At 63.0% G+C, this 12,752-nt stretch carries 14 protein-coding genes; 8 read left to right on the top strand and 6 right to left on the bottom strand.

Annotated elements, in window-relative coordinates:
- Positions 1 to 9: 9 nt before the first annotated feature.
- The gene (locus ACZ5WQ_RS11320) at positions 10 to 393 is read right to left on the bottom strand and encodes a MarR family winged helix-turn-helix transcriptional regulator (RefSeq protein WP_228246860.1); all 384 of its coding nucleotides are present in this window, start codon (positions 391 to 393) and stop codon (positions 10 to 12) included.
- A gap of 183 nt (positions 394 to 576) precedes the next feature.
- Here ACZ5WQ_RS11320 and thpR point away from each other — a divergent pair, with 183 nt between their 5' ends.
- Together thpR and ACZ5WQ_RS11310 are read left to right on the top strand one after the other, a co-directional pair.
- Positions 577 to 1,110 (top strand): RNA 2',3'-cyclic phosphodiesterase, encoded by a 534-nt coding sequence (gene thpR / locus ACZ5WQ_RS11315; RefSeq protein WP_464382336.1) that lies wholly within the window; start codon positions 577 to 579, stop codon positions 1,108 to 1,110.
- Positions 1,110 to 1,487: a cupin domain-containing protein gene (locus ACZ5WQ_RS11310; protein ID WP_464382335.1), complete on the top strand. Its 378-nt coding sequence runs from the start codon at positions 1,110 to 1,112 to the stop codon at positions 1,485 to 1,487. Before thpR ends, ACZ5WQ_RS11310 begins: the two co-directional genes overlap by 1 nt.
- Here ACZ5WQ_RS11310 and ACZ5WQ_RS11305 read toward each other — a convergent pair.
- Both ACZ5WQ_RS11305 and ACZ5WQ_RS11300 read right to left on the bottom strand, forming a co-directional pair.
- Positions 1,457 to 2,176 (bottom strand): pseudouridine synthase, encoded by a 720-nt coding sequence (locus tag ACZ5WQ_RS11305; RefSeq protein WP_228246863.1) that lies wholly within the window; start codon positions 2,174 to 2,176, stop codon positions 1,457 to 1,459. The two genes, ACZ5WQ_RS11310 and ACZ5WQ_RS11305, sit on opposite strands and share 31 nt — an antisense overlap.
- A 25-nt stretch (positions 2,177 to 2,201) precedes the next feature.
- Positions 2,202 to 3,134, bottom strand: a complete 933-nt coding sequence (locus ACZ5WQ_RS11300) for a sterol desaturase family protein (RefSeq protein WP_228246864.1) — start codon at positions 3,132 to 3,134, stop codon at positions 2,202 to 2,204.
- 103 nt (positions 3,135 to 3,237) lie between these two features.
- On the opposite strand from ACZ5WQ_RS11300, the gene ACZ5WQ_RS11295 reads away from it, so the two are divergent.
- From ACZ5WQ_RS11295 to ACZ5WQ_RS11270, 6 genes are all read left to right on the top strand, one after another.
- On the top strand, positions 3,238 to 4,233 hold the full coding sequence (locus ACZ5WQ_RS11295; protein ID WP_335600598.1) for an AraC family transcriptional regulator: 996 nt from the start codon (positions 3,238 to 3,240) through the stop codon (positions 4,231 to 4,233).
- Between the two features lie 139 nt (positions 4,234 to 4,372).
- Entirely contained in the window at positions 4,373 to 5,956 is a 1,584-nt protein-coding gene (locus ACZ5WQ_RS11290; RefSeq protein WP_464382334.1) for an ATP-binding protein, read from the top strand.
- A 16-nt stretch (positions 5,957 to 5,972) separates the two neighbouring features.
- Positions 5,973 to 6,362 (top strand): MmcQ/YjbR family DNA-binding protein, encoded by a 390-nt coding sequence (locus ACZ5WQ_RS11285; protein WP_228246867.1) that lies wholly within the window; start codon positions 5,973 to 5,975, stop codon positions 6,360 to 6,362.
- Positions 6,363 to 6,415: 53 nt separating this feature from the next.
- Positions 6,416 to 6,979 carry a CPCC family cysteine-rich protein gene (locus ACZ5WQ_RS11280; protein WP_464382333.1) on the top strand — a complete coding sequence of 188 codons (564 nt, stop codon included), beginning with the start codon at positions 6,416 to 6,418 and terminating at the stop codon, positions 6,977 to 6,979.
- An 87-nt stretch (positions 6,980 to 7,066) separates the two neighbouring features.
- Complete coding sequence (locus ACZ5WQ_RS11275; protein ID WP_228246869.1) at positions 7,067 to 7,489, top strand: hypothetical protein; 423 nt, start codon at positions 7,067 to 7,069, stop codon at positions 7,487 to 7,489.
- 58 nt (positions 7,490 to 7,547) lie between these two features.
- Entirely contained in the window at positions 7,548 to 8,225 is a 678-nt protein-coding gene (locus ACZ5WQ_RS11270) for an MOSC domain-containing protein (RefSeq protein ID WP_464382332.1), read from the top strand.
- Here ACZ5WQ_RS11270 and ACZ5WQ_RS11265 read toward each other — a convergent pair.
- The 3 genes from ACZ5WQ_RS11265 to ACZ5WQ_RS11255 form a co-directional block, all read right to left on the bottom strand.
- Positions 8,211 to 10,316, bottom strand: coding sequence for an enoyl-CoA hydratase-related protein (locus tag ACZ5WQ_RS11265; RefSeq protein WP_464382331.1), 2,106 nt, complete (start codon positions 10,314 to 10,316; stop codon positions 8,211 to 8,213). The genes ACZ5WQ_RS11270 and ACZ5WQ_RS11265 overlap by 15 nt on opposite strands.
- Positions 10,313 to 11,374 carry an acetyl-CoA C-acetyltransferase gene (locus ACZ5WQ_RS11260; protein WP_464382330.1) on the bottom strand — a complete coding sequence of 354 codons (1,062 nt, stop codon included), beginning with the start codon at positions 11,372 to 11,374 and terminating at the stop codon, positions 10,313 to 10,315. The genes ACZ5WQ_RS11265 and ACZ5WQ_RS11260 overlap by 4 nt, the downstream gene beginning before the upstream one ends.
- Positions 11,375 to 11,546: 172 nt before the next feature.
- Entirely contained in the window at positions 11,547 to 12,728 is a 1,182-nt protein-coding gene (locus ACZ5WQ_RS11255) for an acetyl-CoA C-acetyltransferase (protein ID WP_335599012.1), read from the bottom strand.
- Positions 12,729 to 12,752: the final 24 nt, after the last annotated feature.

Here is a 12,752-nt window from a genome sequence, read left to right as displayed (position 1 = left end):
ATTCTCCAATCAGCTGTCTGGTGGCAGGTCGCCTTCCAGGTTTTGGGTCATATGCCAGGCGATACGGATAAAGTGCTCGACCTCTGCTTGGGTCAGGTCACGGGTCATGCGTGTAAGCGTTTGCTGCTCAAGTTCCTGAATGCGCTGCATCATTGCCTCGCCTGCCGGGGTTGGGTGCAGCAACTGGCTGCGTTTGTCTGCCGGGTTGCAGGCCTTGCTGATCAGTCCTGCTTCAAGCAGATCATTGAGTACGCGGGTGATCTGTGCCTTGTCACGGCGCATGCGCTGGGCGATGCGCCGGGCGGTACAAGCCTCCACATAGCACACTGCCTTGAGAATGCGGACATGGGTGCCGGGCAACGGCAGATTGGCGTCACGGATGGTTTGCACCATGTGGCTTCGATAGGCGTGAGCGACTTGCTGCAGAGCGTGGCTGAGTGATGGGCGTTGCATCGATTTGGCTGTAATTAAGTTGATGTTATCAACTATGTTTGCTTTGGTTGACTGTGTCAATCAATTGCCGGCTGTGCCGACGAGCGGCTACATTGAGAAGGAAAGGGCTAATGGAGGAAATTGATGCCGCGCCTGTTTCTTGGTCTGGAGTTGCCTGAACATCAGTGCCAGCAGTTACTGGCTCTGCAGGAGCCGATTGTTTCCTTGCGCTGGCAGACGGCTGCGCAGCTGCATTTGACGGTGCGTTTCATCGGTGATGTGCAAGATCTGCAGGTGGCCGAGTTGACATCGGCGCTGGCTGCGCTTGATGCGCCGGCGTTTTTACTCCAGCTCGGCGGAGTCGGCTATTTCGGCTCGCCGCAACGGCCGAGTATTCTCTGGGCTGGCGTGGTTGCGCCAGCGCCGCTGCAGGCGCTGCGTGAACAGATCGACGAGCTGATCGCCCCTTGGTGCGCCGCCGATCCGCAGCGCTTTGTGCCGCATGTCACGCTGGCGCGCTGCGGCCCGGGCAGCGGGCCTCTGCAAGGTTTCCTCCAGCGTCGGCGGGGCTTGCTGTCGTCGCCCTGGCAGGCGAAAGAGCTTTGCCTGTTCAACAGCGATCCTGGCTCCGGTGGCTCGCGCTACTCGGTCCTGGCGCGTTATCCATTGGAGGGCTGATGCAGCCATTGATTCGTCGTTACGATCCCGCAGCCGAGTATTACTTTGACGAAGGCTGTTATATCCATGAACTGTCCAATGCGGCGGATGATCCGCTGTTGTCGGTGGCTCGCGCGCGCCTGCCGCTGGGCGGGCAGACTCGCTGGCATCGGTTGCACGGGGTGACCGAACGTTATCTGATCGAGGCAGGTGAGGGGCTGGTCGAACTGGCAGATCAGACGGCCCGGCTGGTGGGCGCCGGTGATGTGGTGGTCATCCCGGCGGGCTGCCCGCAGCGTATCCGCTGCGTCGGCGAGCAGGTGCTGGTGTTTTTGGCACTATGCACGCCGCGCTTTGTGCCGGGCTGCTACGAGGATCTGGAGCCAGTGGCCGGTTGATCGACCGAGGCGACTTCCGCAGCGGTGAGGGCCCTGTACTGCCCTGGGCGCAGCGCAGGGTCGAGGTGAATCGCGCCCATGCTTTCGCGGTGCAGGGTAGCCACCTGATTGCCAACGGCATGAAACATTCGCTTGATCTGGTGATAGCGGCCTTCGTAGATGGTTAGCCGGCATTCTCGTGCACCGAGCTGCTCCAGTTGCGCCGGTGAGGTGGTCAGCTGCTCGGTGGTCATGTAGATCCCGGCAGCAAAACGCTCGGCGGTGTCGCTGGTGATGGGCCGCAGTGTCGTGACGTGATAGGTCTTGGGCAGCTTTATCCTGGGCTCTGTCAGCCGCCTCGACCAGCTGCCGTCGTTGGTCAGAATCAGCAGTCCGCTGGAGCCGCGATCCAGGCGGCCACCGATATGCAGCTCCGCGCGCAGCTCGGCAGGAAACAGCTCCAGCACGGTTGGGTGCTGCGGGTCGCGGGTGGCGCTCAGGTAGCCGACCGGTTTATGCAACATGAAGAACAATGCAGGACGGTATTGCAGCAGCTGTTCTTCCAGACAGATAGCCACGAACTGGTCGACCTCAAAACGCGGGTCAAAGACCTGCTTACCGGCAACGGTTACCCGGCCGCTGGCAATCAGCAGGCGCGCGGTCTGCCGACTATGGGGCGTGTTGTTGCTGATAAATCGGTCGAGTTTCATGGTCGCGGAGTATACGCGTCTGCCATCACTCCTCGCGATGGGTGCGCTCCCACTCCGGCGGGCGCCAGAGATGTTGCAGGCGCTGCCAAAGCGTGCCCGGTTTGCGCATGTCGCGGGCGATGTCGCGGTATTCGTGCAGCCAGTTGACCAACAGACTGTTGCTGCAGACAGGTCGGGTAATGCCGTACTCGATCGGCTGATCGTCGCGCTCGCTGGCAAATGTCCCAAACAGCCGGTCAAAGAGAATGAAGACACCACCGTAGTTTGTATCGATGTAACCGGGGTTACGGGCGTGATGAACCCGATGGTGGTTCGGCGTGTTGAACACATACTCGATAGTCGGGTGCAGCTTGCCGATCAGGGTGGTATGGATGAAAAACTGATACACCAGTGACAGGGCATAGCAGACGCCGATCCATACCGGGTTGAAGCCCAGCAGCGATAGCGGCACATAGAACAGCCAGCCGCCGTTGAAGATATTGGTCGCGTTCTGGCGCATGGCGGTGGAGAAGTTCATCCGCTCGCTGGAATGGTGGGTCACGTGTGCGGCCCAGAACCAGCGTATTCGGTGGGAGCTGCGATGCATCCAGTAGAAGCACAGATCGGTCAGCACCCAGAGCAGAACTGCCGTAGTGAAGGTCAGCGGAATATCGAACAGTCGATGCTGGTAGGCCAGTGCGTGAACCGGGAAGGCAATCAGGCCGGCGAACAGTAACTCTGTCGTCTGGTATCCGGCTCCGAGCATGAAGTTGCGCACGGACTCCCGGGTGTCGACCAGCCTGTGGTCGTGGCGGATTTTAAGGTACTCCCAGACGAATACGCCAATGAACACCGGTGTAGCCAGGACGAATATCAGCTGGCGCTCATCGAATGCCAGCCAGGCGGGCAGAGCGTTCAGCAGGGTCGTCAGGCCGCTGTCTGCGAGCACCTGGGCAAAGCTGTCATAAAGGCGTTCCATCATCCCCTCCAGGTGCTATCGAATGTGATGATGCGCCATAGCGCCGCTTGAATATTGACCAGATATGCTGCATTTTTGACCCAATACGCCAACAGGAATCACCATGGCCATGCCCATGCGGGTCACCGGCGGCTGGATACAGCTGCTGACTGACTGGCTTGATCTTTACCAGTTCCCCGCCCCGGATTTGCGCCTGCTGCTGGATAGTCGGCGTCAGGACGAGGCGGTGCCTCTGGCACTCTGGCAGCAACTGCTGGAGCGCGCCAGTATGCTGCCTGCAACGGCGGTTGTGCCGGCGCTGGAGATAGGCGCGCAAGTTCGGCCGCGGCATGTCGGCGTACTTGGCTACCTGAGCCTTGCCAGCCATACGCTGGGCGAGGCATTGCAGGTCTACCAGCGCTATGAGCAGCTGTTCTACGGTCAGCAACTGGTTCGTGTACGCGTGCAGGGTGAGCTGGTTGTGCTCTGCTGGGATGCTGATGCCAGTACCGGGGCCTCGGCCGATACCGTAGCCATTGCAGCGCTGGTCAGTTTTCTGCGACGGCTGCTGCCGGAGGTATCGGCTGTGGCTCGGGTCGGATTTGTCTTTCCCGCGCCTGATGCTCGTTCGCGTGCGGCCTATGACGCCTTTTTTGGCTGTGAGGTCGTATTTGACGCTGCCGCTACCGAGGTCGCATTGCCAGTCAGTTGGCTGGCCTGCCGACTGCCGCACAGTGATCCGGACGTGCGCGAGCAGCTGGATCAACAGGCCAGGGCTCTGCTGCTGGCGCTGCCTGGAGCGGATGCCTTTGATTGCGCACTGCAGCGGGCGCTGGTGCGTCGGCTACCGGAGGGTGAGGTTGGGTTAGAGCTCGTTGCCGAGGAGCTGTGTCTGTCTGCACGAACCCTGCAACGTCGTCTGCAGCAGCGCGGCCTGACTTGGCGGAGTTTGCTCGATCGCACCCGGCAGCGGCTTGCTGAAGCCTATCTGGCAGACTCGACGCTGCAACTCGGTGAGGTTGCGCTCTTGCTTGGGTTTTCCGAGCAGAGTGCCCTGAACAGGGCTTTTCGTCGCTGGACCGGGACAACACCTGCCCGCTGGCGTCGTACCCTGCGATAGGGCCAAGCGCAGCGGTACGTTTCAGCTTACAGTACGGACTACCCATTTTGACGGAAATCTGCTGCATGCCGTTTATTCAATTCCGCAGGTCTGATCTTGGGAGTCTTGGCCTCTGTCCAGGGCTGTTGGTGGGTAAACCATGACCTGGTGGCGGCTGGAAAGGCGCTTTCGCCGTTTGCTTGTCAGCCTCTCGCTCCTGGCTGTGCTGGGTGTGCTCGCCATTGAACTGTTGGTCTGGCAATGGCGCACGCTTGAGCGCGAACAGGTCCAGCATGATCTGATCATCCGCGCTTCTGATGTGCGCAGCACGCTCGAGACCCGGTTACTCGATGGCATCTATCTGACGCGTGGCCTGGTGTTTTTTTTGCACAGTCAGAAGGGCATGTCGGACCGGCAGTCCATCGAGGGCTGGCTTGCCAGCATGCTGGCCGGTGCTACCGATATCCGTAACATTGGTATTGCGCCGGATAATCGTATTGCGCTGATCTATCCCCTTGCCGGCAATGAGGCCGCCCTTGGGCTCGATTATCGCAAAACCCCGGCCCAATGGCCCGCCGTTGAGCGGATGATGCAGACTGGCACACCCGTGCTGGCTGGGCCACTGCAGCTGGTGCAGGGCGGGCAGGCGCTGCTCTATCGGGTCCCGGTATTCATGGATGACCGCTACTGGGGGCTGGTCAGCACCGTGATCAATGCTGATCTGGTACTGGGCATGCTGGAAACCGAGCCACGCTGGCAGGATCTGCACATTCAGTTGCAGCGCGTCGAGCCCGATGGGCAGGTGGTACCGATCTGGGGTGACGCGCTGGTCGCAGATGAGGTGCAGCAGAGCATGCCCATTCACTTGCCCGGCGTGACCTGGCGACTGGTCCTCCAGAACCGCCAACCGGCGGCGGGTGTGCAACTGCGGCACTGGACTCTGTACGCGGGTCTGGCGCTGATTCTGCTGCTGCTGGGCTATGCGTGGGGCAATGCCATTGCCCAGCAGCGCGAGCGTGAGGCCATGCGGGCCGAGAACGAGCGCCTCAAGAACGACTTTGTCTCAACGGTCAATCATGAATTGCGCACACCGTTGACCAGTATTATCGGTACCCTCAGCCTGCTGGCTGGCGGGGTCGTGGGGGAGCTCTCCGACAAGGCTCAGGACCTGGTTGCGGTGGCGCGCCGCAATGCCGAGCACCTGCTGAGGCTGATCAGTGATTTGCTTGATATCGACAAGCTGGCGGCCGGACAACTGCCTCTGGATATGCAGCCGCTGCGACTGAGTGCACTGTTGGAGGCGGCGATTGAGGAAAACGCCGGCTACGCGGCGCAGCATGAAATCCGCTGGATCTACGACAATCCCTGCCCGCAAGCCTGGGTCCGGGTGGATGCCACCCGATTCCGTCAGGTGCTGGATAATCTATTGTCCAATGCGGTGAAGTTCTCCCCGGCTGGCTCAGCGGTCAGTATTGCTGTGCATTCCGATGAGCATGAGCGTACCTGGCGCGTCAGTGTTACCGACCAGGGCGATGGCATTCCGCCGGCGTTTCAGCCCCGGGTTTTCGATCGATTCACTCAGGCTGACGGTTCCAGCAGTCGCAAGACAGGGGGAACAGGTTTGGGGCTGGCCATTGCCCGCGGGCTGATCGAGGGCATGGGCGGACGGATTGACTTTGTGTCCTCTCCGCAGGGCACCTGCTTCACCCTGCACATTCCCAAATTAACGATTGACCCACACTAGCCAACAAGGGGCGCAGATGGATTTGCAAGGCTACCTGAGCAGCAAACCCGAGGCCGAGGAGGCCTATCCGTTCGGTCCGCAGGCCCAGGTTTTCAGGGTTCAAGGCAAGCTGTTTGCGCTGGTGTTCCAGCGGGCCGGTTGCGAGTGCATCAATCTCAAGTGCGATCCGCAAGAGGCGGTCGGCCTGCGTGACCTGTTTGCTGCGGTCAGTCCCGGATATCACATGAACAAGCGCCACTGGAATACGGTCCGTAACGACGGCAGCCTGCCTGAGGGCGAGCTGCAGCGCCTGATTGATCAGTCTTACGCACTGGTGGTCAAAGGTCTGGCGCGAGCCGTGCGGCAGGGGCTGGAGGCGCGCCATGGGCATGATGCGTTGTATCGAGGCGCAGCCGGCGGAATCTGATGGTGTGCGCCTGCTACGCTTTGAAGTGGGAAAGCGTGCCATGGAGAAAACCGATGCAGCGAGAGCAGGCAAAAGCACAACTGGCCAGGTTGATGATGGCGCAAATGGCCCCATCAGAGCGTGCCGAGGTTGTTGCCTTCTGGTTCTTCTGCGGCTTCTGTGAGGGTGATCCGCAGGTGGCTGCCCTGCCTGACACGCTAAGAGCGCTGGTATGTCGCGGCGTTGAGCCTGCCAACCCGAACGACAGCCAGCTGGACCCGTTGGTACAGGCCAGTCTGGTTGAGGATTTGTATGGCGTGACCAACAGCTATCTGCGTGAGGCGTTGAGCGAACGCGGCATGATCGTCCAGCAGGTCGACGGTGAGGCTGAGCCGATGTTTCCCTGCCCGTGCTGTGATTATTTCAGCCTGAGCAGTGAAAGCTGCTATGAAATCTGCCCTGTCTGCTTTTGGGAAGATGACGGCATGCGTGCCCCGGCAGAATTCAGCGCGCCCAACCATCTGACCCTGGCGGCAGGACGGCAGAACGTACTGACGCTGGGCGCCTGCGATCCGGCATCGGTTGCGCGGGTCGACAGGCAAGCGCGGCGGCGTTACCGTGCATTGCATTATCACTGACGAGTTGCAGGCCCAGCCTATGTCCGGAACATGTCTTGTGCTTTCTGCGCTGATACAGACAGCTGCAGGATCGGGAGTATCTGGCGCATGAGAGAGAGTGCCGTTCGACGCTTGCTGCGTTCCAGTGGCAGGGGCTATCTTCTTGAGGCGGTGGTGTGTTTCGGCAGTCTGGTGGTGCTGATTGGGCTGGGCGTGCTGATGCTGCCGATGGCCTTTGCCAACGAGGCGGACAAACCCTTCGCCTGGCTGCTTACGTTGTTACTGCTTGGTGGGCTGTGCGGCCTCTGGGCTCTGATCCAGCTGGTATCCAAGGTGGTTGTGCCGACGCGTGAAGTGGCTTCGCCCCGGGCCATCGTGATCATGCTGTTGCTGGGTGTGGCCAGCCTGCTGACCTTCTATAGTCACTGGACGTTATCGCCGGCTGCCAATCTGATGCTGGTGGTCCTGCCGTTGATCGGCAGCGCGCATTTTCTGTTTCTGGCGCGGGGCTATCTGGCGCGCCGTGGTTGACAGCACTGGGGCATATCCGCTCGACTGGGGGCTTTCCCACGCCGGATGAGCGCCCATCATGACTGGAACCGCCGTTACCCTGCTGTCGATCAATGCCGCCGAGCCGCAGGCACTGCGCATTGGTACGCGTTTAACCCGTACCGGGCATTTCAAACAGGCCTGCAGCGGCGAAGTGCTGATCGGTGCCGGCGGCATTGCCGGGGATTTTATTGCCGACCTGAAGCACCATGGCGGCCCCGATCAGGCGGTCTACCTCTACAGTCAGGTAGACATCGACTGGTGGAGCGAACAGCTGCAGCGCCCGCTTGAGCCCGGCTTTTTTGGCGAGAACCTGACTCTCTCGCACTGGTGGCCGGAGCTGCGCATCGGCGACCGTGTGCGCATTGGCGAGCTGTTGCTGGAGATCACCGCACCGCGGATTCCCTGCTCAACACTGGCGGCACGGGTGGGCGACAGTCGCTTTGCCAAGGCCTTCGTGAAAGCCGAACGCTGCGGCGCCTACGCGCGGGTGCTCAACGAAGGTGTCGTCTGCGTCGGACAGACGCTAGCCGTAACCCCGGGTGATACGGCCTTCCCCAGCATCAATGAGGTGTTCCGCTACTGCCACAGCAAGGGCCTGAATCCGACCTTTCTGCGCCGCTTGCTGGACGCACCGCTGGCCGAGAAGATGCGCGCCGAGATGCAGCAGAAGCTCCGCCGGGCCGAGCAGCAGACCCAGCCGCTACCCGGCCTGTAAAGGCTCCCCAGGGGCCGCGTCTTCGACCACCGGTTGCCAGCCCGGGTCCGGCGCAAAGCGGGGGCCGAGATCGTTACTCAGCTCACGCAGGCGCTGCACGATCGCCGCATGTCCGGTTTCGCGTGCGTGACAAAGCGGCCCGCCGCGAAACGGCGGGAAATAGCCTGCCAGCACCAGAGCTGCATCCAGCATGTCCGCGTCGCTGACAATACCCTGACGGCAGGCGCGTACCGCACTATTGAGCAGGCTGAGCAGCAACCGGTCGCCCTGGTCGGCGCTGAGTTTGGCTGACCGGGTTTTGCCGGTTTTCCAACGGCGCCGTTTGGGGGCAAGCAACGATGTGCGCCCCTGCTCGACGCTGTTGCGCAGGATGGCAGGGGGCTCCGACAAGGGGGTGTCGCGTTCGCCGTGCAGGCGCTCGAACAGGGCCAGGCAGTGGCTCAGGCCCCATCCCTCAGCAATTGCCAGCGGGCCTTGGGGGCAGCCGAACGCCAGGGCCGCCTGTTCGATGGCGTCGGCGCTGGCTCCTTCCTCCAGCAGCAACATGGCTTCCAACAGCCAGGGTGCCAGCACCCGGCGCAACAACAGACCCGGCTGGCTGCTGACCGGCAGCGGCAGACAGCCTAGCTGGCCGACCAGCTGACGGGCGTGCTGCTGACTGATAGTGCGGCTGGTGCTATGCGCGGCAATCTCGACCAGGGCGCCGCGCTCTGGCGAAGCGAAGCGCAGGCCCAGCAGGCGGCCGGCATCGCCGAGTGCGGCGCGCAGCGGCTCTACCGGATCGGCGAAGCTGAGCACCAGGGCCTGCGGGCGCAGGCTGGTTTCCAGTGTTTGCAGTTGCGCGCGGCGCTGTTCCATATCCGCCTGCTGGCCGTCGATCACGGCATCGGCCAGCGCCACCCCGTGGTGCTGCGGATCAAAAACCAGCGCGTCCAGCGCCTGCTGGCGCTGTGCGTCGTCACGGGCCAGCCGGCGGATCTGCCCGATGCAGGCGCTCATGCTGGCTGCCGAGCCGCCAACGCTGACGCGCAGGCCGGCCAGCGCCGCCAGTGCCGCAAGCTGAATACTGTCTTCGCTGTCGCCGATCAGATGCAGCTGGGACAGGCGACGGCTTTCCTTGCCGGCGGCCAGCTCCTTGAGGCGCTGGCGCTGGAAGAACAACTGAATCAGGTGGCGGCTGGTCGGGCTATTGAGCAAGCGCGCGAAGGAATAGATCTCCCGGTGCAGCAGCAGGTCGGGCTGGCCGCCGTGGCGCTGCCAGAGCTCGATCAGGGCCTCAGCCGCCGGGTAGTGGCGCGGGTCGGCCTTGGCGCCGGCCTGACGGCGCATAGCCAGTGCGGCCAGTCGGCGCACCCAGTTCAGCCGGAACGGGCGCGCTTTCAGGTTACGGCGCCGCAGCTCCAGCCGGCCGTTGAGGGCATCGTCGATCAGCGGCCTGAGCTTGTGCTCGGCAGCGACCTGGTCAAGCAGCCCTGCCTTGTGGGCTTGTTCGGCGCTAAGCGCCTTGCCGGTCAGCATCATGCGCATCGCCAGCATCGGGTCGATCAGGTCGGGCAAGCGTGCGGTAGCGCCCAGCCCGGGATGCAGTCCAACTCGAATTTCCGGCAGGCCGGTGCGGGTGTCCGGCGTTGCCAGCCGCATGTCGCAGCACAGCGCCAGCTCCAGCCCGCCGCCCAGGGTCTCGCCATGCAGCACAGCCAGGGTCGGGCAGGGCAGGTCGATCAGTTGCTGGGCCAGCAGGTGGGCGTCGACCAGTTGCCGCACCGCATCGGCTTCGTTGTCGAGCTGGCGGAAGTCTTTCAGATCAGCGCCCATGCAGAACCCGGACGGCTTGGCCGAACGTATGACCAGCGCAGCCGGCATGTCGCGGCGCAGGCTGGCCAGCACGTCGCCCAGCTCGGTCATCGCCGCCACGCAGAGCAGGTTGGCGTTGCTGTCGGCGTGGTCGAACAGCAACCAGGCTACGTTGCGTTCGTCCCGGCGCAGGCGCCAGTGGCGCCAGGTGGGCTGGGCAGGGTGCTGCAGTTCCAGATAGTTGAACGGCCCCAGCTCGCGTTCGCGCAGCGTGAGCGGGTTGCTCGCCTCGGTCATGCGCTGGTCTCCTGTGGGTAGCTGATCAGCAGTGCCCGCGCGTGGCCGTCGGCGTGCTGATCGCAAACGATGCCGCGGCAAAGCGCATGACGTTGCAGGCTGTCCGCCAGCTGCAGCACCTGGCGGCAGCCGTCACCCGCGCTCAGTGTGCCGAGGGCGAGACTGCCGCCGTGAACGTTGAGGCTGCACGGGTCCAGACGGCCGACGGGCTGTTCCAGCTCAAGCTGACGGCGGCAGAAATCGGCATCCTGCCAGGCGGCCAGATGGCTCAGCAGTGCCAGTGCAGGCGACTCCGGCAGCTCCCATTGATCGATATCGTCGAGCGACAACCGCTGCTGGCGCAGCAGGCGTGTGGACGCCAGCAAGGGTGCCAGCGTCGGGTAGTCAGACGGTGCCTGGGCATGCGTGCCGGCTCCGAGCTGGGCGAGCGGCGCGCGTTTCAGCTGTTGCAGTCCCGCCGTTGAGGCCAGCAGCAGGGCGCAGGCACCCGCCACTGCGTTCGCCTGGTCTTCGTTGTTCGTGCGCCCCTGGCTATCGAACAGGGTTACACGGTGACGGGCAGTGAGTCCGCCCTGTTCGGCATCGTCAGCGCGCAGGCGACTGGCTTCAGCGAAGGCGCTGGCGTCTTCATCCTGTATATCGAACATGCGCGCTGTGCGCTTGGCGGACGTCAGCAGTGGCTCCTGGGGTGCGGCTTGCCGATCGGCGCTGATGACCAGCACCAGGTCGGCGTCGCCGCTGCGAATCTGCTGGCTGGCCAGCGCAACTGCCGAGAGGCCATGGCTGCATTGATACAGCTCGGTCGTGCTGTCCAGCCGCAGGCGTTTGCGCAGGGGGCGTACCTGAGATGCGCCGTCCGCCGCGAGAATCAGGCTGTCCAGCCGGTGCGCAGGAACCGCACAGCGCAGCAGCAGCGGTGCGCCGCACTGCAGCGCCAGGTCGAGCAGACCAAAGCCGCTGGTCTGCAGCGTTGCGGCGTTGACCCAGGGCGTGCGCAGGCCATCAATGAGAAAAACAGCGGCTGGCGCGGAGGCAGAGTGATTGGTCTGGCTGTCCATGCAGGGCTCGTGTGGTTGAACGTCAAATCAGGCGGATGCGCGGCGCAGGCCCGTGCGACTTTCCGTGACGGGAAGGCCGCGCAGGCTATGACCGGACCGACCCGGATCAGTTCAGTGTAGATAAGTGATGAGCAAAAGTGCGGCGCCCTGAAAGGCGCCGCCGGAAGGGGGATCAGTCGCGGGCGAGCGCCAGAGCAACGCCCTGGCCGCCGCCGATGCATAGCGTCGCCAGGCCTTTCTTGGCGTCGCGGCGCAGCATTTCGTGCAGCAGAGTCACCAGTACACGGCAGCCGGAGGCGCCGATCGGGTGACCCAGTGCGATGGCACCGCCGTTGACGTTGACCTTGCTGGCGTCCCACTGCAGTTCCTTGCCGACAGCCAGGGCTTGAGCCGCGAATGCCTCGTTGGCTTCGATCAGATCCAGATCGGCAACCTGCCAGCCGGCCTTGGCCAGGCAGCGCTGAGTGGCTGAAACCGGGCCAATGCCCATGATCGCCGGATCAACGCCGGCGTTGGCGTAGGAGGCGATGCGGGCCAGCACCGGCAGGCCCAGCTCGGCGGCCTTGCTGGCGCTCATCATCAGCACGGCAGCGGCGCCATCGTTCAGGCTGGAGGCGTTGCCGGCGGTAACGCTGCCGTCTTTCTTGAATGCAGGCTTGAGCGCAGCGAGGCTTTCGGCAGTGGTACCGGCGCGGGGTTGCTCATCCTGGGTGATCAGCAGGGCGTCGCCCTTGCGCTGGGGAATGCTCACCGGAGTGATTTCCTGATCGAATACGCCAGTATCGCGTGCGGTAACCGCTTTCTGCTGGGAGGCGGCGGCGAAGGCGTCCTGCTCCTCGCGGCTGATGCCGTACTTTTCGACCAGGTTTTCGGCGGTAATGCCCATGTGATAGTTGTTGAACGCATCCCACAGGCCGTCCTGAATCATGGTGTCGATCATTTGGCCATGACCCATACGCTGACCGGTGCGGGAGGTCGGGATGATGTGCGGCGACAGGCTCATGGACTCCTGGCCACCGGCGATCATGATTTCGGCATCGCCGCAGCGGATGGCCTGAGCGGCCAGATGCAATGCCTTGAGGCCGGAGCCACAGACCTTGTTCAGGGTCAGAGAGGGAACGCTGTGCGGCAGGCCGGCGTGGATAGCAGCCTGGCGAGCGGGATTCTGGCCGCAGCCTGCGGTCAGAACCTGGCCGAAGATGACCTCGTCAACCGAAGCCGGATCGATTTCGGTTTCGTCGAGCAAGCGGCGGATAACGGTAGCACCCAGCTCATGGGCGGGTACCTTGGCAAACTGGCCCCCGAAACTGCCGATGGCGGTACGGGTGGCGGCAACAATCACGACCTCTTGCATGAACGAGCTCCTCTATGCAGGCAC

It is taken from the genome of Halopseudomonas sp. T1L2 (assembly GCF_055397385.1).
The sequence above is the reverse complement of the archived record's forward strand: the minus strand, read 5'-3'. Positions and strand labels throughout refer to the sequence as shown.

What these genes read in the sequence shown, in the direction of transcription:
- ACZ5WQ_RS11320 (WP_228246860.1), bottom strand. Translation starts at nt 393, where the DNA reads ATGGTGCAAACCATCCGTGACGCCAATCTGCCGTTGCCCGGCACCCAT.
- thpR (WP_464382336.1), top strand. Translation starts at nt 577, where the DNA reads ATGCCGCGCCTGTTTCTTGGTCTGGAGTTGCCTGAACATCAGTGCCAG.
- ACZ5WQ_RS11310 (WP_464382335.1), top strand. Translation starts at nt 1,110, where the DNA reads ATGCAGCCATTGATTCGTCGTTACGATCCCGCAGCCGAGTATTACTTT.
- ACZ5WQ_RS11305 (WP_228246863.1), bottom strand. Translation starts at nt 2,176, where the DNA reads ATGAAACTCGACCGATTTATCAGCAACAACACGCCCCATAGTCGGCAG.
- ACZ5WQ_RS11300 (WP_228246864.1), bottom strand. Translation starts at nt 3,134, where the DNA reads ATGGAACGCCTTTATGACAGCTTTGCCCAGGTGCTCGCAGACAGCGGC.
- ACZ5WQ_RS11295 (WP_335600598.1), top strand. Translation starts at nt 3,238, where the DNA reads ATGGCCATGCCCATGCGGGTCACCGGCGGCTGGATACAGCTGCTGACT.
- ACZ5WQ_RS11290 (WP_464382334.1), top strand. Translation starts at nt 4,373, where the DNA reads ATGACCTGGTGGCGGCTGGAAAGGCGCTTTCGCCGTTTGCTTGTCAGC.
- ACZ5WQ_RS11285 (WP_228246867.1), top strand. Translation starts at nt 5,973, where the DNA reads ATGGATTTGCAAGGCTACCTGAGCAGCAAACCCGAGGCCGAGGAGGCC.
- ACZ5WQ_RS11280 (WP_464382333.1), top strand. Translation starts at nt 6,416, where the DNA reads ATGCAGCGAGAGCAGGCAAAAGCACAACTGGCCAGGTTGATGATGGCG.
- ACZ5WQ_RS11275 (WP_228246869.1), top strand. Translation starts at nt 7,067, where the DNA reads ATGAGAGAGAGTGCCGTTCGACGCTTGCTGCGTTCCAGTGGCAGGGGC.
- ACZ5WQ_RS11270 (WP_464382332.1), top strand. Translation starts at nt 7,548, where the DNA reads ATGACTGGAACCGCCGTTACCCTGCTGTCGATCAATGCCGCCGAGCCG.
- ACZ5WQ_RS11265 (WP_464382331.1), bottom strand. Translation starts at nt 10,316, where the DNA reads ATGACCGAGGCGAGCAACCCGCTCACGCTGCGCGAACGCGAGCTGGGG.
- ACZ5WQ_RS11260 (WP_464382330.1), bottom strand. Translation starts at nt 11,374, where the DNA reads ATGGACAGCCAGACCAATCACTCTGCCTCCGCGCCAGCCGCTGTTTTT.
- ACZ5WQ_RS11255 (WP_335599012.1), bottom strand. Translation starts at nt 12,728, where the DNA reads ATGCAAGAGGTCGTGATTGTTGCCGCCACCCGTACCGCCATCGGCAGT.